The following is an 18,405-nucleotide window of genomic DNA, read 5'->3' on the forward strand; positions in this document are numbered from 1 at the left end:
CTCAAAAGGTAATGTAAAGGTAAGCATATCTTTATAAACAGATAAACCTAATTTCAAGCAAACGGCTGTAATGTGCTGCCAGTCAATCGAAAATAATTTCACATAAAAAGACTGAGTAACAGGCTTCAGCTGGATTCAGAATGATCTTTCTTCAGATTGCTGATAAAGTAGGAGGGGCTCACCCCGGTTTCTTTTTTAAAGATAACGGCAAAAACTTCCCGGGAAGAAAAACCACAGGCTTCAGCCAGATAACTGATCTTATATTCCCTGTAAATGGGATTTTCATACAGCTTTTTGGTAATATAATCAATGCGGAGGCTGTTGATATAATTATTGTAATTTTTCTCCTTATGCTGTTTGATGATCTCTGAAAGATATCTGGTATTGGTATTCAGTTCATTCGCAAGAGAAGTAAGGCTGAGATCTTTTTTAATAAATTTTTGGGATTTTTCAAATTTATCCAGCTTAAGCAGAATCATATTCATGGTATCATCGGTAATATAGATACTTTTTTCCGAGTTTCCCGCTTCTTCACGATCTGTAGGAGTAGCAGGAATATTTTCTAGGTTTTTGATGGCAAGATCATATTTATCGTGAAGCTTTTTTCTGCTTACTCTCCATAAAACCCAGCCTGCCGCAGTAATAAAAATAATGAGAGCCAATGCAGACAGCAGAATTTTCCGGATATTACCGGTGTGGGCCTGGCCCTGTTTATCCATTATTTGTTTTACAGGAATATTGATGGCTTTCTTTTCTGCATTCACTAAACTGTCATTAAGCTTTGTATAGAGATTCATATATTTTTTTGAAGCCGTTTTTTCTCCAAGTTCTACATAGGATTTGAAGTATACTTCGTATATATCTCTTCGGATATAAGGCATGCTGATTATTTTCTCAAACTGCTCGGCACGGGATGCATAATAGACGGACTTGTCATATTCTTTCTGATCATAGTAAAGCCAGGCATATTCATTCAGAACAGTTATTTCCAGGTTTTTAGAAACATTATATTGTTTGTTCTGGCATATTTCTAAAGCTTTGCCAAAATAAGTTTCTGCATCATTTATCCTTCCGGAAGCAACACTTGTCATTCCCAGATTAATATTAACCAGTGCCAGCATATGATATTTTTTCGATACAAAATCCTTATCGTTTCCAATCTTCACTGTGCTTTCAAGGCATTTCTTCTGATAATAAATAACACTATCCAACGGTGCATTCACATGGGCCGAATAACTTGCGAAACCAATGTATGTTAAAGCATTTAAATAGTTTTTTTTATCACTGGATGTTATTTTCTCAGATATTTTTAATGCTTTTCTTAATTCTTTGATACATTCATCATTGAAACCGAGTTCTGTATAGGATGAAGCCCTCAGTCTGTAAACATTGGCCAGAATAGAGGCGTCTTTTAGTTCCAGTGCCAGTTTTTCAGCTTCTCCACTTAAATCGATTACTTTTTTATGGTTCCCCAGATCAAAGTATCTGGCCATAAGCATAACACTGCTCTCCAGAACTCCTTTTTTATATCCTTTCTTTTTTGAAATGGTATAGATTTCATGTGAAAGTTCTATGGATTGGGAAGGTTTATCTTTAGCAAGCTCTTCAGCTTTTTTAATTTTTGATTCAATCTGTGTAATAAATCCTATATCAACTTGTGCGTAATAAAATCCGAAAATAAAACAGAAGACAAATAGAGCTGATTTTTTCATGTAGTTGTGTTTTTGCGTTCGCAAATTAAGTGTAAAATTAACTATAATCTCGTAAAAACGGTGTTAGTTTTTCCGAATTTATCATACTGTGTTATAAATTTAACACGCTGATAATAAGTTCTTTAATTTACAAATTTTATTGAAGACCAAATGTGTCTTCGGTTTTTTAAAAAATTGATCTTTTTACACAAACTATTACACTTTCTGTTTCTATAGTTAAAGGAAAATGATAGAAAGGCAATCAATTTTTTACAAATATTCAAAGTGTATTATCCGGTTTAAAGGATGTAATATATTCAGAAATTACAACAGGGTTCATTTTCCCGTCTCTTCATAAACTGCTAATGTTGCAAAAGATTAAGCTTATTAAAAACACAGAATTTCAGGCTTGAATTCTAAAACACGGATTATGAAAAGCAATGTTACTATCAAAATTTCCTGTTCCCTCAATCCGAAATTTTGTTCCATTGCTTTTCTCCTGTTTTATTAAACACTGAAAATAAGCATACAAAAAAACACGCATATGGATTTAAAAAAATTAAATATCGGGCCGCTCATTAAGGAATGTGTAGAAAAAAGCGGACTGGAAATACAGCGTATCTCCCGGTTTTTAAATGCTTCAGAAGATGAAATCACTCAAATGTATCAGTCTGCTGAATTAAGTACAGATTTATTGCTTCGATGGTGTAAACTTCTGGAATATGATTTTTTCAGACTGTATTCACAGCATCTGATTTTATATGCTCCACAGTCTTCCGTTGACTATGTCCAGAAGAAAAAGTTACTGTCTTCACTTCCTGCCTTCAGAAAAAACCTTTATACAAAAGAAATCATAGAATTTGTTCTGGATAAGATCAGGAAAGGGGAGATGACAAAATCGGCTGTTGTTACTGAGTACAAAATTCCCAAAAGTACACTCTACAAGTGGATGAATAAGTATAATATCCCTGAAAAATAAGCTTTAAACCCTAAAACATGATGAAAAACAGCCCTGATTACAGAAAAATCTACACAGATATGATTAATGAAAAGTATCCTGATAAAAAAGGAGAAATCAAAGGCATATTATCCAAAGAAAATCTTTCGATGCTGGATGTGATTACCTGCAACAGTATTATTTCTGGTAGAGAAGATGAAAAGACCTTTTCTTTTAACCAGAAACATCGTTTTTTTGACCAGCAGTCCATCCTTCAGATCTTAGATTTTCAGAAAAAAAACGGCTACAATAATACCCAGGTTTCACGTCATTTCAAATTGAGCAGGAATACAATCACCAAATGGAAAAAGAAATATCTGTAAAAAAATGCTTTTGTTGTAATTATTTAACCTGTTGATTTTAAATATCATTACAAACGATACCTAAAGTCATTTTACCCATCGGTTATTTTCTTACTAACCTTTCAATTCTAATTTAAACAGTATACAATGAAAAAAAATCTACTGCCCATGGCCCTCCTGATCTCGATGTCTGCCGCCGCGCAGATAGGAGTCCATACAAAAGAACCTCTGGGGGTTCTGCATATAGATGGGGCAAAAGACAACGGAAATCCAGTTACCCAACAGCAAATAAGCAATGATCTCATTATTACAAAATCTGGTTTTATTGGCGCAGGAGTAGAACTTCCTGCTGTAAAACTGGATATGAGAACATCCGGAACACAAAACGCTTTTGGATTGGGCTCTACAACAATGACGGCCAACGCTGTCGGAGCAGGAGCTGTGAGATATGAATCTTCATCTTCAAAGATCCAGGTTTCTGATGGCAATACCTGGGAAGCTGCCATTATTCTTCCCGTTAAGGCTGTCGTTGTCGCAAGAATGACCAATGCATTTTCTGTTGCTTATAATGTGGATGTAAACATTACCGGATGGAATGAAGTAAGGGATCTTACTAACAGCTTCGATCCGGGGACAGGAATTTTTACTGCGCCCAGAGCTGGAATATACACCTTTTTGATGACTTATAACTTCGTTTCAGGCCCGGTAATCAATTCTTCTGAAGTAACCAGCCAGTTCTTCAGTCCAAGCAGCACATCTATTCTTGCACGTTCCTTCAAAACATTTGCGCGGGCTAATGAAGATGCCCAGATTGGCGGTTCTGCAGCAATTACTGTAAATCTGGCGGCTAATCAGACGGTGCGGCCTCAGCTTCGCCAGAATATTACCACCTCTTCCAGAGCTTTAAGAGTAAATTCAGACCTTCTGCATCCCGATGCCGGTTTTAACAATCTGACTATTATAGAACATTAAATAACACTAAAATGAATATTAACAGTATATACGGCATGCTTTTCTTTATTATTTTCTCTTTATCTCTGCATGCACAAACCGGTGTATTCACAAAAGATCCCTTACAGTCTTTTCATATTGATGCTGCTAAGGATAATACAGGAATACCACCTTCTACAACACAAATATTAAATGATGTAGTAGTAACTTCTGAAGGAAAAATAGGAGTCGGGCTTTTGGACCCAAAAACCAGAGTAGATATCCGGTCTGCCGATCAGAAAGGTATTATTGGATTGGGAACCAGCTCTCAGACCGCTACCGAGGCCAAAGCAGGTGCCATACGATACAGTACCGGAAATATCATCCAATATTCTGACGGAGCAGCCTGGCATAATCTTCCCATGACTCTTCCCCCTAAAGCATTGGTATTGGCCAATAAAGGAACTGCACGGACTTTTGGAAACAATGCGATTACAATCGTAGACGGATGGTCCGTCATTACAGACCCGCAATCAAATTTTAATGGAAGCTCAGGGACTTTTATAGCACCCAGAGCAGGGTTTTATATCGTTTCGTTTAATATCAGCCTGGCAGATGCCAATATTGCCCAGAATTCCAGAATAGAGACGATTATTGAAAGCAGTACTTCCACAAATAATATTCAGATTTACAGAAGCGTAAATTCTTACCCGGCATGGGACGTCAATACGGTAAGCAATATCGTGGGAGGCAACTGTACTGCCATATTCAACTTATCTGCAGGAAATACCGTTCAGTTTAAAGTCTATCATAATTTCGGCGGGATCAGAAATATTGATACAAGCAATGGTGGAACCAATAACAGCATTAGTATTTATGAATTATAAAAATCTAAACACATGAAACTGAATAAAAATATAGTATTCTTAAGTCTTGGAGTTTTTCCGGGCATTCTTTCAGCCCAGATTGGTATTGGCATTTCTAATCCCAATCAGGATAATGCTGTGGAAATAAATACTACTGAAAAAGTGCTCATTGACAAAACCGGAAAAATAGGAGCCGGAGTAGCTCTTCCAAAAACAGCAATCGACCTGAGAGGCGGGACAAATGGAGCTATGGCTGTAGGAATGACTGACCAGACGGCAGCAGAGGCCGGAGCCGGAGCCATCAGATACAATCCCAGCCCGGCTATCGGTGTCCAGGGATATATAGAATATTCTGACGGAGCTGTATGGGTTCCAATTCTTCCATACGGGAAACCCAGAATTATAGTTATGGCAGAGAAAACAGACAGCAATTGTACCGTTTTTGAACCGGGTTTATGGCCCGTGGGAGATTATACAGACGGAATTCCCGGAAGATCTTCTGCTTACCTTACTTCATGGACTGAGAAGCTGGATTCGGATTCCGGGCAGCCCAGGACTAATTTTAACCATGTAACAGGGGAATTTACAGCCCCTAGAGCAGGGGTTTATTTTGCCACTTTTACTTTTGCACTCGCTCCAAGCCAGATCAATACCAGCTTTGGGCAAAATCAGACAGAAGCCATCTGGGAGGTAAGAGACTCTTCCAATAAGGTAACGCAAAGGGTAAAAACCAATAATGGCTATCCCCAGGATACCGGAAATCCCCCGAATACGGTGATTGCAGGATCTGCATGTACGGTAAGCGTATATCTGAATGCCGGAGATAAGCTCAGACCTTTTGTATGGATTAATGTAGCATGGGATCCGGATAAACGGTCTTTACTTAATACAGGAGGATATAACGTCCTTACCATTGTAGAACAATAATATCCATGAAACACAAATGTCTTTATATAGCTGGGATGGATATTCTGTCCCGGCCCTCTTCGAGGGAATAAAATTCCGGAATTCATATAGAAAAATATATTGGGTTATCTTACATTCCTGAAAACAGAATTACATCTTTTGTGCTGAAAAACAGATATCTAAAATTCACTATAGAATGTCTGCACGATGTTTGCATTAGATTTAAAATAAACACAAATATATTGATATGAAATCTTACATTCTGACAGGAAAATACACCTCTATAAGCCTGCGGGCATTTATAAAAAAAATAGCAGCCTTTATCATTTTTATAGTCCTTTTTTCATGTGAAAATAAAAAAGCAGTTAAGCTAAGACAGATCATTGACAGGCAGGAAAAGCAGAGTTTCCGTATGCTTGTAGGAGAGAAAGGCTTAGAGGAAAAAAAACTGAACTATCTGATCGCCCATGAATATGATAGTGCTCTGGCTGTTGTTGATCAGCAGGAAGCAGAGTTTAACAAAATAATCGGAGACATTCAGAAAGCCAATACAGACGGTGTTTCTCAGGGAAAAGAGCTGCAGCATACTTCTGTTAATTACTATACATCAATCAAGAATCTTTATCTTTTTTCAAAACAGGAAATAGAATCGGAAAAACTAATCCGAAATGGAAAAAGAGCAGAAGCGGATTCTGCAATGAAAAGAATTGAGTTTCTTTATCGTGAAAAAAAACAGTTATATGACAAAGTCTTCCAGTCAGAGAATGATTTTTATAAAACCCGGCAGACATTTCTAAAGGAAAATAAATTAAAATAATCTGTCATTACACCACTTTTGCTTTTCTGACTATTTTCGCCAGCAGGGCAGGGAAGAACCTTTTCAGGTAAACACCTGTTACTTCGCGTCCTCCTATAGATTTTTGATTTTTCTTTTGCTGAATCGCGGTCAGCATTTTTTTTGCAAATACATCTGCGGGCATTCCTTTCATAGTGGCATCATCCATTGTTCCCTGCAGAGAACCGTCACCCGTTACGGCATTCACAGAGATATTAGTGTGCACAAACCCGGGACAGATAATGGTAATCAGAATTTTCTTCTCATACAGTTCAGCTCTGAGCGAATCAAAAAGGCCATGGAGGGCATGTTTCGCAGCAGCATAACCGCTTCTCATCGGAGCCCCGAAAATACCCATCAGACTGGACACTACAACAATCTGTCCACCACCGTTTCTGATCATATAAGGAATTACAGCTTTGGTGATTGCAGCGGTTCCCAGAAAATTAATATCCATTAAACGTTTATCCACTTCAATATCCGTCTCTATTGCCAGAGAACGTTGTGACAAGCCTGCGTTATTTATCAGTATATCAATTTTACCTAATTTCTCTACAGCTTCTGCAGCTTTGTCATTCATATTTTGGTAGTCAGCAAGATCCAGAGGTACTACTGCAAAACGTTCTACAGGAAGTCCGGCTTTTTCAGCAGCAGCATATAACTGGGCTTCGTGCCTGGATGACAATATGATTTTTGCAGTGCTTTTCTCCGCGAGTTCCCTGGTTAAAGCTTCTCCGATTCCTGAAGATGCTCCGGTAATCCAGATTACTTTATCGTTAAAATAAGTGTTCATTCTGTTATTCTATGTATTGGAATTATCTGTTTTAAGTTCTGCAATATACTTTCCGGCCTTCATTCCGGAGAAAATACAACCTCCGAGAAAAGTTCCTTCCAAAGCACGGTAGCCATGCATTCCGCCACCGCCAAATCCGGCGGCTTCACCAACGGCATACAGCCCTTCCAGTACACTTTCATCTTCCTTCAGAACCTGACCGCTTAGATTGGTTTTAATTCCACCCAGTGTTTTCCGGGTAAGTATATTTAGGCGAACAGCAATCAGGGGGCCGTTTTTAGGATCAAGTATCTTGTGCGGTGCGGCTACACGTCCCAGTTTATCTCCTAAATAATTCCGCGTACTGCGTATATAATTAACCTGGGTATCTTTTGAAAACTTATTATCCAGTTCCCGGTCCCGGGCTTCTATCTGTGATTTTATCTTTTCATAATCCAGAAGATGGTCCCCGGACAGCTCATTCATCTTTTTTACCAGATCTTCAAGATGGTCTGAAACAATAAAGTCTTTTCCGTGTTCTTTAAAAGCTTCTACAGGGCCTGGCGCCTTTTTCCCGAATATCCTTTTAAGAAATAATGGATAATCTTTATTGGTAATATCCGGATTTTGTTCTGAGCCGGACAGGGCAAATTCTTTTTTAATGATCTTTTGGGTCAGGATAAACCAGGAATAAGAAAATCCGGTGTTTTGGATGTATTTTAATGTTCCCAGCGTATCAAATCCGGGAAGAAATGGAGCAGGAAGGCGGTTGCCTTTTGCATCAAACCATAGAGAAGACGGCCCCGGAAGTATCCGGATACCGTGTTTGGGCCATATTGGATCCCAGTTCTGGATTCCTTCTGTATAATGCCACATTCTGTCACGGTTGATAATATGTGCTCCTGCATTTTCTGCAATACCAATCATTTTTCCGTCCACATACGCAGGAACTCCGCACACCATATTTTCCGGGGCTGTCCCCAGTCTTTCCGGCCAGTTTTTCCTTACCAGTTCGTGGTTGGCACCAATACCTCCTGATGCAATAATAATATGAGGCGCCGTATATTCAAACTGGGAAATTACATTTCTGTTAGTTTCCACACCTCTTGCTTTATCATCATCTTCAAGAATATCTCCTTTCACTCCTTTGAGTTTTCCATTTTCAACAATTAATTCAGTAACCCTGTGTCTGAATTTCATCTGCAGCAGGCCTTTTTTTTGAGCCTGATACGCTTTTTCTACAAAAGGCTTTACAACTCCTGTACCGGTTCCCCAGCTGACATGAAAACGCGGTACTGAATTTCCATGGCCATTTGCTGAACCATCACCACGTTCAGCCCAGCCCACCATAAACATCAGTTTGATGCCGAGTCTGGAAATGTATTCATACTTTTCTTGGGATGCGAATTTAAGATAAGCTTCTGCCCATTTGCGGGGCCAGTAATCTTCTTTACGGTCAAATCCAGCAGTGCCTTTCCAATCCTGGAGAGCCAGTTCATAGGAGTCTTTGATTCCCATTCTGCGCTGTTGTGGTGAATTGATCAGAAACAGCCCTCCAAACGACCAGAATGCCTGTCCGCCAATATTCTGTTCTGTTTCCTGATCTATTAAAAGCACTTTCTTTCCGGCATTGGTAATTTCCATGGCAGCAGTAAGTCCTGCCAATCCGGATCCGATAATAATGGCATCGGGCTGGAATATTGTTTCCATTCGTAAAGAGATTTCCTGATTAATAATACGTTACTTAAATGTATAAAATATTTGCGCTTCAACATATAAATTATCGAGAGAATTTATGCCGGAAAGGGATCTCTACAGATTTATATCATCTATCTTTGTTCATAAAATTAAGCGAAAATGATGCCGTATAAAGCATTTGCTGTAGCTAAAGACGGTACAAAACATCCTATTGAGGCCGAGTCTATTATCATAAAGCTTGTAGAAGATATCGAAATTTCTCTTTTACCACTACATCCGGTTTTTGACGGCAAACTCAATAAAACATTCTATCTTTGTTAAAAATAAAAAGTATGAGATATTTGTTGATCATGATGTGCCTTGTATGCTCGGTTTTCAGCCAGGTTTCAGCACAACAGAAGCAGGATCCGTGGAATGAAAGCCAACTGATGGATCCTGCATTATTAGCCTCCAGAATTACCCAGCACAAGACAAAAGATCTGGTTATTATTTCAGTAGGTCCGGAAGCTATTATTAAAGGTTCCGTAGACATTGGTCCGACCCATGAACCGGAAAATCTGGAAAAATTAAAAAATTATCTTAAAAAAATTCCAAAAGGAAGAGAAGTTGTGATTTACTGTGGGTGCTGTCCTTTCGTAAAATGTCCTAATATCCGCCCGGCATTTCAACTGTTACAGGAAATGGGCTTTAAAAATGCAAAACTACTCAACCTTCCGAAAAATATCAAAACGGATTGGTTAGATAAAGATTATCCTACCAATGATTAGAATAAAAACATTTTTCAGCATTCTGTTTTTAATGATTTGTACAGGATACATTTCTGCGCAGAAAAATATTGAAACAGGAAAGAAAGCTCCGGAAATTATACTTGCAAGACCTGATGGAAATTCTTTTTCACTTTCTTCATTAAAAAACAGGATTGTTCTGATTGATTTCTGGGCCACCTGGTGTGCTCCCTGTATGGATGAACAGCCGGAACTGAAGGCTTTGTATGATCAATTCTCAGATCAGGTAAAAGATAAGAAATTTGAAATTGTAGGAGTTTCTCTGGACAGGAATAAAGAGAGCTGGGAAAAAGCAATTCATCGTTTCAATATCAATTGGATACAGGTAAGTGACCTTAAGTTCTGGAAAAGTCCGGTGGCCAAATCCTATGAAGTTGATGAGCTTCCCTTTAATGTTATTATTGATGGAGAAGGAACTATTTTAGCCATAAATCTTCATGGAAAAGAGTTAGAGGATTTTCTGAAACAGAATTTAAGTAAGAAGTAAGATTATCAACGATAATAATTTGTAAGGAGTGGTAATTTTACCGCTCTTTTTTATTTACTTTATACATTTTTTATTACAGTTTGAAAGCAGAATACATCCGAATTTATCAATTTCATATATAGTATGTTAACAGATATCATTATCCACGACCTTGATGTTATTTTTTGCGGAATAAATCCAGGCTTAAAATCAGCTGATGACGGGCACCATTTTTCCGGAAGAAGCAACCGTTTCTGGAGAGTTCTTCATCAGTCCGGCTTTACACCTTATGAGATTGAAGCAGTAAACGATACTTCTATTTTAGATTTTGGGTATGGCTTGACAACTGCCGTAGCAAGAGCAACTTCTCGTGTAGACGAGCTTTCAAAAGAAGAATTTGATGATTCTCTGGAAGTTTTTAAAGCCAAGATAACTGAATTTCAACCTAAGTATGTTGCTTTTCTTGGTAAAGCCGCTTACAAGGCATTTTCTAAAAAGAAAGAGATTGTCTGGGGGCAGCAATCTGAAGTCTTCTGCGGGGCTAAGGCTTGGGTTTTGCCTAATACCAGCGGACTGAACCGAGGGTTTTCGCTTGACGATCTTGTTACCTCTTACCGTGAATTTCATCTTGCCATTCAGAAGTAATTAAAAATCACTCTTTTCAAGTTTATATTTTGTTCGGTTTGCTTACATATTTATTATTCTTTACAAAAAAGCGCCAGGGCAAGAGTGCATCTTCCTGAGCGTACGCAACCCCTATGCGGGGACCTGCTACGATTTCATCAGGATGATATATAATACCATGATCTTCAATCCAGATTTCATTTCCGTCCAGATCTTTTTTATTAAAGGATTTATCAATGCCTAAAGCCTTAGCTGCGGATCCCGGTCCCGAAGAAATAGCGGTTTTAGCAGCAGGTATATTCCGTCTGAATTCCATGATTTCCTTACCTATCAACGGCTCAACAGCCCTGATCAGAACTGCATGGGGATCATTTTCCACAGAGGTTACCACATTAAAAAGATGATGAATTCCATAACATAAATAGACATAAGAAACACCGCCAGGGCTGTATAAAGTTTCGGTACGGTCTGTTCTTCTGCCGCCATAAGCATGGGAAGCTTTATCCTTCGTGCCAAAATAGGCTTCAGTTTCTACAATAATTCCGGCTGTTATTTCACCATTAATTTCTGTAAAAAGAACTTTTCCCAATAGATTCTGAGCCAGAAAAAGCACATCTTGATTAGCATAATAGGAGAGTGGTAGTTTCAAATCAATGGTTTTATGAATGTACAGATCAAAATTAAAGATATAAAAACAATTTTTCACAATCAAACAGATTTGTTGCTACATTTGAATATTAGTTATTGATATTCTAAAATATGATAAAACCCTTTACGCTCATCCTGTTTCTATGTGTTTTTTGTTTGACGGCACTATCATTCAATATTCCTTATCAGCAATCTTATCAAAAAATGATTGTTGGAAAATGGCAGCCTGTACTTTCAAAAGCTGAAGGAATTGAAGCAAACGGAAAACGAACGGTTCAGAATAATTCCAAATACGGCAGTAAAGATATTATGCAGTTTAATGCGGATGGTTCTATTATTGATGGCGGACAACTTTATTTTTCGTATTCATTAGACTCTAATGATGATAAGCTTTTATCTTTATTTGATGGCGGCAATTATGAAAGAAAATTTGAAATCGCTCAATTAGACAAAACAACAATGAAAATTGTTATGCGGGATACAGATAAGTATAGGGGAGAACCTTTTCACGTAATCTGGACGATTGTATTTAAAAGAAAATAAGCAGGTTTAAATAACGTCAGTTCGGGATAAGAATGTGTGATTGATGGAGGTTTGAAGCTGGGAGCTGGAAAAGGGAAGTTATGGAAGCCATCAAGAATAACGGTTGATCTATTTTATTCTTTTTGTGATATTAAAATTTTATGGTAACTATCAATAATATAACTAAAAATAACTTTCAGCCTTAACTCCTTAATCCAAACTTAGGTTAAATAAAAAATCCCACAACTAGACTGCACCCAAAAGTTTAGACAAAATTAAACAATATTATTATATGAAAGAGTTCGGTACTGTACCGGACTCTTTCCTTTTAGATTAAGTCTTATCCTGTCGTTATTGTAGTAATTGATATACTTCTTTATTTCTTTTTTGAGCTCATCAATGGTTTTAAATTTCTTAGTATAGAACATTTCAGATTTTAAAGTTCCAAAGAAGTTTTCTATTACCGCATTATCCAGGCAGTTTCCTTTGCGGGACATACTTTGGATAATGCCTTTTTCTTTTAACAGATGCTGATAGGCTTTCATCTGATATTGCCAGCCTTGATCAGAGTGGATAATGAGGTTTTCAGTATTCTTGATTTTTCTGAGCCCTTTTTTGAGCATATTTACAACCTGTGCAAAGGCAGGCCTTTCCGAGAGATCGTAACTGATAATCTCGCCATTGTAAAGATCAATTATCGGCGAAAGATACAATTTACTGCCCGAGACGTTAAATTCTGTCACATCAGTGGCCCATTTTCTGTTTGGCTGATCTGCCTTAAAGTTCCTCTCCAGAATATTTGGTGCTATCCTGCCTTGCTCTCCCCGGTAAGATCTGTATTTTTTAACCCTAACGATACTTTTCAATCCTAGGGTCTTCATCAGTCTTAAGACCGTTTTATGATTAATTACAATTCCTTGCTGTTTCATAATCAAAGTAATACGACGGTATCCAAACCGGCCTTTATGCCTATGATAAATCTGTTTTATCAAAGTTTTTACTTCTCCATATTTATCTTTTTTATCAAGAGCTTTCTGATGGTAATAGAAACTGCTTCTGGCCATACCTGTACAATCCAGCAGGAGTGACAGGTCATATTTTCGCCTTAATCCTTCGATGGCCTCTGCTTGTTCTTTTTGAGAGTTAAGGCGTCTAACTTTTTTAGAAAATCAATTTCAGCTCGAAGCCTTTCGTTTTCCAATAAAAGTTCTTCTTCTCTGGTCAATGGCTTATCGGACTTTCTTTTCTTACGCTTGTGATCACTCATAATGCAGGGTCTTCCTTTGGGTTTGTTCTTTAACCCTAAAATACCACTTTTTTCGTAATCCCTTTGCCAATTCAACACGCTAGACTGAGCTGCGATATCGAATCGGATACATGCTTCCCTTTGGGAGATATGTTCTGTTTCGATGGCTTTTAGAACTTTAACCTTAAAATTCAGGGAATAGCTCTTGTTTTTTCTCGGTTGTAGCCCCGAGATTACGTACTTGTTATAAAAACCAATCCATTTGCGCAGATTGCTTTCATTAAATCCTTTCTCTGTTGCTATAGATTCAATCGAACGATAAGAGTTTTTGTGAAGATTAATACATTCTAATTTGAAAGCAACGCTAAATTTTTCTTTTCTATACATAAAAAAATGCCCCTAAAAAGTGTCTAACTTTTTGGGGGCAGTCCAAACAATGTGGGATTTTTCATGGGTTATCTTCCTCCCGGAGGACAATGTTCTTTCAGATATTTTGTAAACAGGGTTGCTAAGTGCAATGATGTTCCTTCTCCTTCATCAATAGAATGTGTACGGTTAGGGTAAGACATCAGCTGGAACTGTTTATTATATTTTACCAGTTCATTAATGTATACTTCCGTATTTTGGTAATGCACATTGTCATCGCCTGTTCCGTGAACCAATAAAAGATTTCCTTTTAGGTTTTTAGCATAAGCCAATGGGGAACCATTAACAAAATCTTCCCTGTTTTCCTGTGGAAGTCCCATATACCGTTCCTGATAGATATTGTCATAGAACAGTTGATTGGCTACCGGAGCAATCGCGATTCCCGTCTGATAAATATCGGGATACTGTCCCAAAAGGTTTAATGTGGAAGAACCTCCGCCGCTCCAGCCCCAAACAGCAACCCTTGAAGTATCTGCATATGGCCATTTTGCAAATAGGGCTTTTGCACCCATTGCCTGATCACGGATATTAAGCTGTCCTATTTTACGATAAACAGATTTTCTCCATTCACGTCCTTTTGGAGCGGGGGTACCGCGGTTTTCAAGGGAAACATACAGGTAGCCGTCTTCAGCCATATCGCCTGTATATAAATAATTCCAGCCGGTGTAGAAATTATCGGTTACGGTTTGTGATCCCGGTTCTCCATAGACAGTAAAAACAATAGGGTATTTTTTATTAGGATCAAAGTTTTTAGGCTTTACCACCCATCCGTCCATAGTAACCCCATCCTGTGTGGTAATCTGGAAAAATTCTGCTCTGGGTTTTGCAGGATCTGCTTTTGCTGATCTTTTGGGAGCAACAAGCTCTTTATGATCCGGTAATGATACAACAGCACCTGCTGAACGGGCATTAACACTGGTATTATTAAACACCGCGATTTTCCCGTTAGGTGATATTGTATATTGATTAGAGCCTGAATAGGTTCCCGGGGTAATTCTTTCTGCTTTTCCACCTTTCATGCTTACTTTATACAAGTATTTCTGCGTTGCATTATCGGGAGAAGCTAAGAAGTAGATCAATTTGTTCGGGACATCAAAAAACTCAGGCTTTATCACATCGAAATTATCTTTGGTAATCAGTGTTTCCTTACCGTTCATGTCTATTTTATAAATATGTCTCCAGCCGTCCTTTTCAGAAAGCCATAGAAATTCTTTTCCGTTATCAATCCAGTCCCAGCCACTCGGATCGTTGTCGTTCCACCGGGATTTGATGTCAATCCAGGCAGGATCTGTTTCTGTGTGAATGGTTCTGCTTGTTCCGGAATTGGCATCTGCCACGATAATCTTGCTTTGATTCTGCTTTCTGTTCAATTGCTGCAAAATAACAGATTTTGAGTCCAGAACCCATTCCATTCTCGGGATATAGTTTTGAATTTCATCGCCTGCTATATCTGCTTTCTTTGAAGATTTTGAAGCCAGATCATAGAACCAGATGCTGCATCCGGAAGGGTTTTCGCCTACTTTCGGATATTCTACAGGAACGGTAAAAGAATACAGGCTGTCTGTATTATTGATCATCAGGAAATTCTTAGTATCTCTTGCATCCAGTTTCCAGTAAGCAATTTTGCTTCCGTCCGGAGACCATCTGAAACCATCCTGCGTACCAAATTCCTCTTCATAGGCCCAGTCAAAAGTACCGTTGATCATTCTGTCTGTACCATCAGTGGTAATCTTCGTAATCTGGTTGTTTGAAAGGTCTTCAATATAAATATTATGCTTAGATACATAAGCTGCTTTTTTACCATCCGGAGAAAACTTGGCAAACATCAATGATGAAGCGGGCAGGCTTTTCCCCAGTTGGGTAAGTTTTTTATTATTCTTGTCGAAGATCCAGTAGTCACCTCTCGTATTATCTCTCCATACTTTCTTAGTATTGGTAAAGAGCAGTAAACTTTTACCATCGGGAGATACCTGAAAACTTTGTACTTCTAACGCGGCAGAGCTTCCCGAAGGAATTAACTCCGTATTGCTTAAAAAAGTCTGGTCTTTTCCTGAATTCAGGACATCAACGATTTCAACGCCATTTTTAGTAAATGAATAATAAGCATTGCCATCAGGAGTCCATTGGGTCTTTTGTGCAGCCAACGGAGACAGACACAGGAAATAGAATGCAATGACGGTTAGTTTTTTTATGTTTTTCATAGATGATATTTGAATTACGCTAAATGTTCTGTTCTGTAATTTTCAATTTCTTCAACGGTTTTAATCAGTCCGTTCCCCAAAAGTTTGTATCCGTCATCAGTAATCAGGAAATCGTCTTCTACACGGATTCCTCCGAAATTTCGGTATTCATTCACTTTATCATAATTGATAAAAGCGGCATTTTTATTTTCGGACTGCCAGATATCAATCAGTTCAGGAATCATATAAATACCAGGTTCAACCGTTACTACAAATCCAGAATCTAATTCTTTACCCAAGCGTAAGGATTTAAGTCCGAATGTTTTGGTATCCTTTGGCTCTTCCTCAGTATAGCCGATATATTGTTCACCAAGATCTTCCATATCATGCACATCAAGCCCCATCATATGCCCCAATCCACATTGGAAAAATAGGGTATGGGCATGATTTTTCACAGCTTCTTCAGGATCCCCTTTCATTAATCCTAAGTCAATAAGTCCTTCTACCAGATGCTGGGAAGCTTTCAGATGAATGTCCTTGAATCTGACACCCGGTTTCAGAAGATGCTGAGCGTTATTAAAAGCATTCAAAACCACTTCATACATTTCCTTTTGTTTTGTAGTAAAAGTATTGCTTACAGGGAATGTTCTTGTAAGATCACCGGCATATCCCATCGCGGTTTCAGCACCGGAATCATTCAGGAAAAGATCTCCTTCTTTCAGGGTATTAAGACGGTAATGATTATGAAGTATGCCTCCGTTTATGGTGACAATAGGAGGATAAGACATCTGGCATTCCTTATTGGCTGCAAGATATTGAATGGCATTGGCTATTTCATATTCTTTAACACCCGGTCTGGCAATACGCATGGCTAACAGATGCATTTCATTGGATACATTTACTGCCTGTTCTATCTGTACTATTTCCTGAGGCTCTTTTACAGAACGCTGCTTTACAATTGCCTTAATCATCTCTACAGAAGGCCGCAGTTCTCCTATTTTAATGTCAAGAAGATCCACTAACAAAATTTTGTTGGAAGACTGATAGGGAGGCAGATAGTGTACTTTTCTGCCGGAGTTTTGTGCTTTTAGAAGATATTGAGAAAGCTGGGCGTAAGATAAAGTTTCCTGTACTCCTGATTTCAGGCTTTTTTCTTTCAGGGTTTCCTGTCTGCCCATCCATACAATATCATCAATACTTAATTCATCTCCGAAAACGATAGTCTTATTTTCATCAATATCAATAATAGCCGCAATCCTGGGTTCCTGAATCCCGAAATAATATAAGAAAGTGCTGTCCTGACGGAAATAATATGGATTGTGTTCAAAGTTTACGGGATTCTCTATATTTCCCAGGAATAATAAAATTCCGTTGGCAACACTGCTTTGTAATACAGCTCTTCTATCTTGATAAGTTTGTACTGAAAACATATGATAATTACTTTTTTATTTAAAGCTTTAAAGTTACGACTTTGTACTATTTGCATCTCTTTATTCGGTAAAATAAAGGATATGTAAAGTTTGGATTTTAATATGATATTCAATGTTCATATTTTGCTTAAATTCGGCAATATTTTAACCTGCTCATATAAAGTGCTGATCTTATGAAAAGTCTCCAGTTTTCTGTACCTGCCGATACCAATAAAAGCATTCGCATCCAGGAAGATATGATGCCTAATTTCTACCCTTATTTCCATCGTCATACGGAAACTCAGATCATGTGGATCCTTAAAGGACATGGAACACTGGCTATAGAACAAAACCTTTTCAATTTTGAAGCCGGTGATATTTTCTATCTGGGTGCCAATCAATCGCATGTTTTCCGAGGTGATTTTGATAAAAATGAAAAACAAAAGGTTCATTCCATTTCTATTTTTTTTGACCCTCATAAAAAGATATCCGGATTTTTCGACTTACCAGAATTTGGAGAACTTAAAAGCTTTATAGATCATTCAAAAGTAGGCTTCCAGGTAGCTTCCAAACTAAAAATAAGTATTGGGGAAAGCATTGCGGCATTACAAAAAGCAAAAGGAGTAGATCAGATTATAGATTTCATCAGGATTTTAAACCACCTTATGCAAAACAGGTATTTGCATATTCCTTTATCTTCAGAGAAAAAATTACCTGATCATATTTCCGATACCGACAAAAGGATTATTGATGCCCAGACCTTTATCAAGAAAAATTTTGCCCAAACTAAACTCACTCTTGACAGTATCGCCAAAGAAGCCTGTATGACCCCTCAGGCGTTTTGCAGGTCCTTTAAAAAAAGAACCGGAATAACTTATATTGAGTATCTTAATGAACTCCGTGTACAGCGGGCCTGCAGACTATTGACAGCCAGCAATATGTACAGTATTTCTTCTGTTGCCTTTAACAGCGGGTTCAATAGCCTTACCAATTTTAACCGGGTCTTCAAGTCCATTATGAAATATTCACCTAAAGAATATCTGAAACATTACAAAGAGGCTACAATAGAGCAATAAAAAACCACCTGTTAAAATATGGTTAG

Annotated in this window: 20 protein-coding genes; 12 read left to right on the forward strand and 8 right to left on the reverse strand. The window is 38.0% G+C overall.

From position 1 onward, the window contains the following. Nucleotides 1-125: 125 nt before the first annotated feature. Entirely contained in the window at nt 126-1,712 is a 1,587-nt protein-coding gene (locus tag FW768_RS03155) for a tetratricopeptide repeat protein (protein WP_153392304.1), read from the reverse strand. A gap of 523 nt (nt 1,713-2,235) precedes the next feature. Between FW768_RS03155 and FW768_RS03160 the strand changes: the two genes are divergently transcribed. From FW768_RS03160 to FW768_RS03185, 6 genes are all read left to right on the forward strand, one after another. Further along, nucleotides 2,236-2,670 (forward strand): recombinase family protein, encoded by a 435-nt coding sequence (locus tag FW768_RS03160; RefSeq protein WP_153392306.1) that lies wholly within the window; start codon nt 2,236-2,238, stop codon nt 2,668-2,670. Between the two features lie 17 nt (nt 2,671-2,687). Beyond that, on the forward strand, nt 2,688-3,011 hold the full coding sequence (locus FW768_RS03165) for a helix-turn-helix domain-containing protein (RefSeq protein WP_310000339.1): 324 nt from the start codon (nt 2,688-2,690) through the stop codon (nt 3,009-3,011). 126 nt (nt 3,012-3,137) lie between these two features. Then, a complete protein-coding gene (locus FW768_RS03170) occupies nt 3,138-3,962 on the forward strand; it encodes a complement C1q domain-containing protein (protein WP_153392308.1) in 825 nt (274 codons plus the stop codon). A gap of 11 nt (nt 3,963-3,973) precedes the next feature. Next, nucleotides 3,974-4,807, forward strand: a complete 834-nt coding sequence (locus FW768_RS03175) for a complement C1q domain-containing protein (protein WP_153392309.1) — start codon at nt 3,974-3,976, stop codon at nt 4,805-4,807. A 12-nt stretch (nt 4,808-4,819) separates the two neighbouring features. Continuing rightward, the gene (locus FW768_RS03180) at nt 4,820-5,713 is read left to right on the forward strand and encodes a hypothetical protein (protein WP_153392311.1); all 894 of its coding nucleotides are present in this window, start codon (nt 4,820-4,822) and stop codon (nt 5,711-5,713) included. A 226-nt stretch (nt 5,714-5,939) separates the two neighbouring features. Further along, nucleotides 5,940-6,509, forward strand: coding sequence for a hypothetical protein (locus FW768_RS03185; protein WP_153392313.1), 570 nt, complete (start codon nt 5,940-5,942; stop codon nt 6,507-6,509). 7 nt (nt 6,510-6,516) lie between these two features. Here the strand turns inward: FW768_RS03185 and FW768_RS03190 are convergent, their stop codons facing one another. Continuing rightward, nucleotides 6,517-7,320: an SDR family oxidoreductase gene (locus FW768_RS03190; protein WP_153392315.1), complete on the reverse strand. Its 804-nt coding sequence runs from the start codon at nt 7,318-7,320 to the stop codon at nt 6,517-6,519. A gap of 9 nt (nt 7,321-7,329) precedes the next feature. Then, nucleotides 7,330-9,009, reverse strand: coding sequence for an FAD-binding dehydrogenase (locus FW768_RS03195; protein WP_153392317.1), 1,680 nt, complete (start codon nt 9,007-9,009; stop codon nt 7,330-7,332). 147 nt (nt 9,010-9,156) lie between these two features. Here FW768_RS03195 and FW768_RS03200 point away from each other — a divergent pair, with 147 nt between their 5' ends. From FW768_RS03200 to mug, 4 genes are all read left to right on the forward strand, one after another. Next, nucleotides 9,157-9,318, forward strand: a complete 162-nt coding sequence (locus FW768_RS03200) for a hypothetical protein (RefSeq protein WP_153392327.1) — start codon at nt 9,157-9,159, stop codon at nt 9,316-9,318. A gap of 11 nt (nt 9,319-9,329) precedes the next feature. After that, entirely contained in the window at nt 9,330-9,764 is a 435-nt protein-coding gene (locus FW768_RS03205; RefSeq protein WP_153392329.1) for a rhodanese-like domain-containing protein, read from the forward strand. Further along, nucleotides 9,757-10,269, forward strand: a complete 513-nt coding sequence (locus tag FW768_RS03210) for a TlpA family protein disulfide reductase (protein ID WP_153392331.1) — start codon at nt 9,757-9,759, stop codon at nt 10,267-10,269. The genes FW768_RS03205 and FW768_RS03210 overlap by 8 nt, the downstream gene beginning before the upstream one ends. A 123-nt stretch (nt 10,270-10,392) precedes the next feature. Then, nucleotides 10,393-10,893, forward strand: coding sequence for a G/U mismatch-specific DNA glycosylase (mug, locus tag FW768_RS03215; protein WP_153392334.1), 501 nt, complete (start codon nt 10,393-10,395; stop codon nt 10,891-10,893). Between the two features lie 22 nt (nt 10,894-10,915). Here the strand turns inward: mug and FW768_RS03220 are convergent, their stop codons facing one another. Beyond that, nucleotides 10,916-11,521: a DNA-3-methyladenine glycosylase gene (locus FW768_RS03220; protein WP_153392336.1), complete on the reverse strand. Its 606-nt coding sequence runs from the start codon at nt 11,519-11,521 to the stop codon at nt 10,916-10,918. A 203-nt stretch (nt 11,522-11,724) separates the two neighbouring features. Between FW768_RS03220 and FW768_RS03225 the strand changes: the two genes are divergently transcribed. Further along, nucleotides 11,725-12,063, forward strand: a complete 339-nt coding sequence (locus FW768_RS03225; protein WP_153392338.1) for a hypothetical protein — start codon at nt 11,725-11,727, stop codon at nt 12,061-12,063. 254 nt (nt 12,064-12,317) lie between these two features. Here the strand turns inward: FW768_RS03225 and FW768_RS03230 are convergent, their stop codons facing one another. The 4 genes from FW768_RS03230 to FW768_RS03245 form a co-directional block, all read right to left on the reverse strand. Continuing rightward, nucleotides 12,318-13,160 carry an IS3 family transposase gene (locus FW768_RS03230; protein WP_153392340.1) on the reverse strand — a complete coding sequence of 281 codons (843 nt, stop codon included), beginning with the start codon at nt 13,158-13,160 and terminating at the stop codon, nt 12,318-12,320. Then, nucleotides 13,148-13,675 carry a helix-turn-helix domain-containing protein gene (locus FW768_RS03235; RefSeq protein WP_153392342.1) on the reverse strand — a complete coding sequence of 176 codons (528 nt, stop codon included), beginning with the start codon at nt 13,673-13,675 and terminating at the stop codon, nt 13,148-13,150. The genes FW768_RS03230 and FW768_RS03235 overlap by 13 nt, the downstream gene beginning before the upstream one ends. A gap of 68 nt (nt 13,676-13,743) precedes the next feature. Further along, entirely contained in the window at nt 13,744-15,915 is a 2,172-nt protein-coding gene (locus FW768_RS03240; protein WP_153392344.1) for a S9 family peptidase, read from the reverse strand. A gap of 14 nt (nt 15,916-15,929) precedes the next feature. Beyond that, nucleotides 15,930-17,324: an aminopeptidase P family protein gene (locus FW768_RS03245; RefSeq protein ID WP_153392346.1), complete on the reverse strand. Its 1,395-nt coding sequence runs from the start codon at nt 17,322-17,324 to the stop codon at nt 15,930-15,932. Nucleotides 17,325-17,497: 173 nt separating this feature from the next. On the opposite strand from FW768_RS03245, the gene FW768_RS03250 reads away from it, so the two are divergent. Beyond that, nucleotides 17,498-18,379 carry an AraC family transcriptional regulator gene (locus FW768_RS03250; RefSeq protein ID WP_153392348.1) on the forward strand — a complete coding sequence of 294 codons (882 nt, stop codon included), beginning with the start codon at nt 17,498-17,500 and terminating at the stop codon, nt 18,377-18,379. Nucleotides 18,380-18,405 lie beyond the last annotated feature (26 nt).

The sequence above is a fragment of the Chryseobacterium vaccae genome, assembly GCF_009602705.1.
Lineage (GTDB): Bacteria > Bacteroidota > Bacteroidia > Flavobacteriales > Weeksellaceae > Chryseobacterium > Chryseobacterium vaccae.

What these genes read in the sequence shown, in the direction of transcription:
- mug (WP_153392334.1), top strand. Translation starts at nt 10,393, where the DNA reads ATGTTAACAGATATCATTATCCACGACCTTGATGTTATTTTTTGCGGA.
- FW768_RS03250 (WP_153392348.1), top strand. Translation starts at nt 17,498, where the DNA reads ATGAAAAGTCTCCAGTTTTCTGTACCTGCCGATACCAATAAAAGCATT.
- FW768_RS03210 (WP_153392331.1), top strand. Translation starts at nt 9,757, where the DNA reads ATGATTAGAATAAAAACATTTTTCAGCATTCTGTTTTTAATGATTTGT.
- FW768_RS03170 (WP_153392308.1), top strand. Translation starts at nt 3,138, where the DNA reads ATGAAAAAAAATCTACTGCCCATGGCCCTCCTGATCTCGATGTCTGCC.
- FW768_RS03205 (WP_153392329.1), top strand. Translation starts at nt 9,330, where the DNA reads ATGAGATATTTGTTGATCATGATGTGCCTTGTATGCTCGGTTTTCAGC.
- FW768_RS03160 (WP_153392306.1), top strand. Translation starts at nt 2,236, where the DNA reads ATGGATTTAAAAAAATTAAATATCGGGCCGCTCATTAAGGAATGTGTA.
- FW768_RS03240 (WP_153392344.1), bottom strand. Translation starts at nt 15,915, where the DNA reads ATGAAAAACATAAAAAAACTAACCGTCATTGCATTCTATTTCCTGTGT.
- FW768_RS03180 (WP_153392311.1), top strand. Translation starts at nt 4,820, where the DNA reads ATGAAACTGAATAAAAATATAGTATTCTTAAGTCTTGGAGTTTTTCCG.
- FW768_RS03190 (WP_153392315.1), bottom strand. Translation starts at nt 7,320, where the DNA reads ATGAACACTTATTTTAACGATAAAGTAATCTGGATTACCGGAGCATCT.
- FW768_RS03185 (WP_153392313.1), top strand. Translation starts at nt 5,940, where the DNA reads ATGAAATCTTACATTCTGACAGGAAAATACACCTCTATAAGCCTGCGG.
- FW768_RS03165 (WP_310000339.1), top strand. Translation starts at nt 2,688, where the DNA reads ATGATGAAAAACAGCCCTGATTACAGAAAAATCTACACAGATATGATT.
- FW768_RS03195 (WP_153392317.1), bottom strand. Translation starts at nt 9,009, where the DNA reads ATGGAAACAATATTCCAGCCCGATGCCATTATTATCGGATCCGGATTG.
- FW768_RS03175 (WP_153392309.1), top strand. Translation starts at nt 3,974, where the DNA reads ATGAATATTAACAGTATATACGGCATGCTTTTCTTTATTATTTTCTCT.
- FW768_RS03155 (WP_153392304.1), bottom strand. Translation starts at nt 1,712, where the DNA reads ATGAAAAAATCAGCTCTATTTGTCTTCTGTTTTATTTTCGGATTTTAT.
- FW768_RS03225 (WP_153392338.1), top strand. Translation starts at nt 11,725, where the DNA reads ATGATTGTTGGAAAATGGCAGCCTGTACTTTCAAAAGCTGAAGGAATT.
- FW768_RS03200 (WP_153392327.1), top strand. Translation starts at nt 9,157, where the DNA reads ATGATGCCGTATAAAGCATTTGCTGTAGCTAAAGACGGTACAAAACAT.
- FW768_RS03235 (WP_153392342.1), bottom strand. Translation starts at nt 13,675, where the DNA reads ATGTATAGAAAAGAAAAATTTAGCGTTGCTTTCAAATTAGAATGTATT.
- FW768_RS03245 (WP_153392346.1), bottom strand. Translation starts at nt 17,324, where the DNA reads ATGTTTTCAGTACAAACTTATCAAGATAGAAGAGCTGTATTACAAAGC.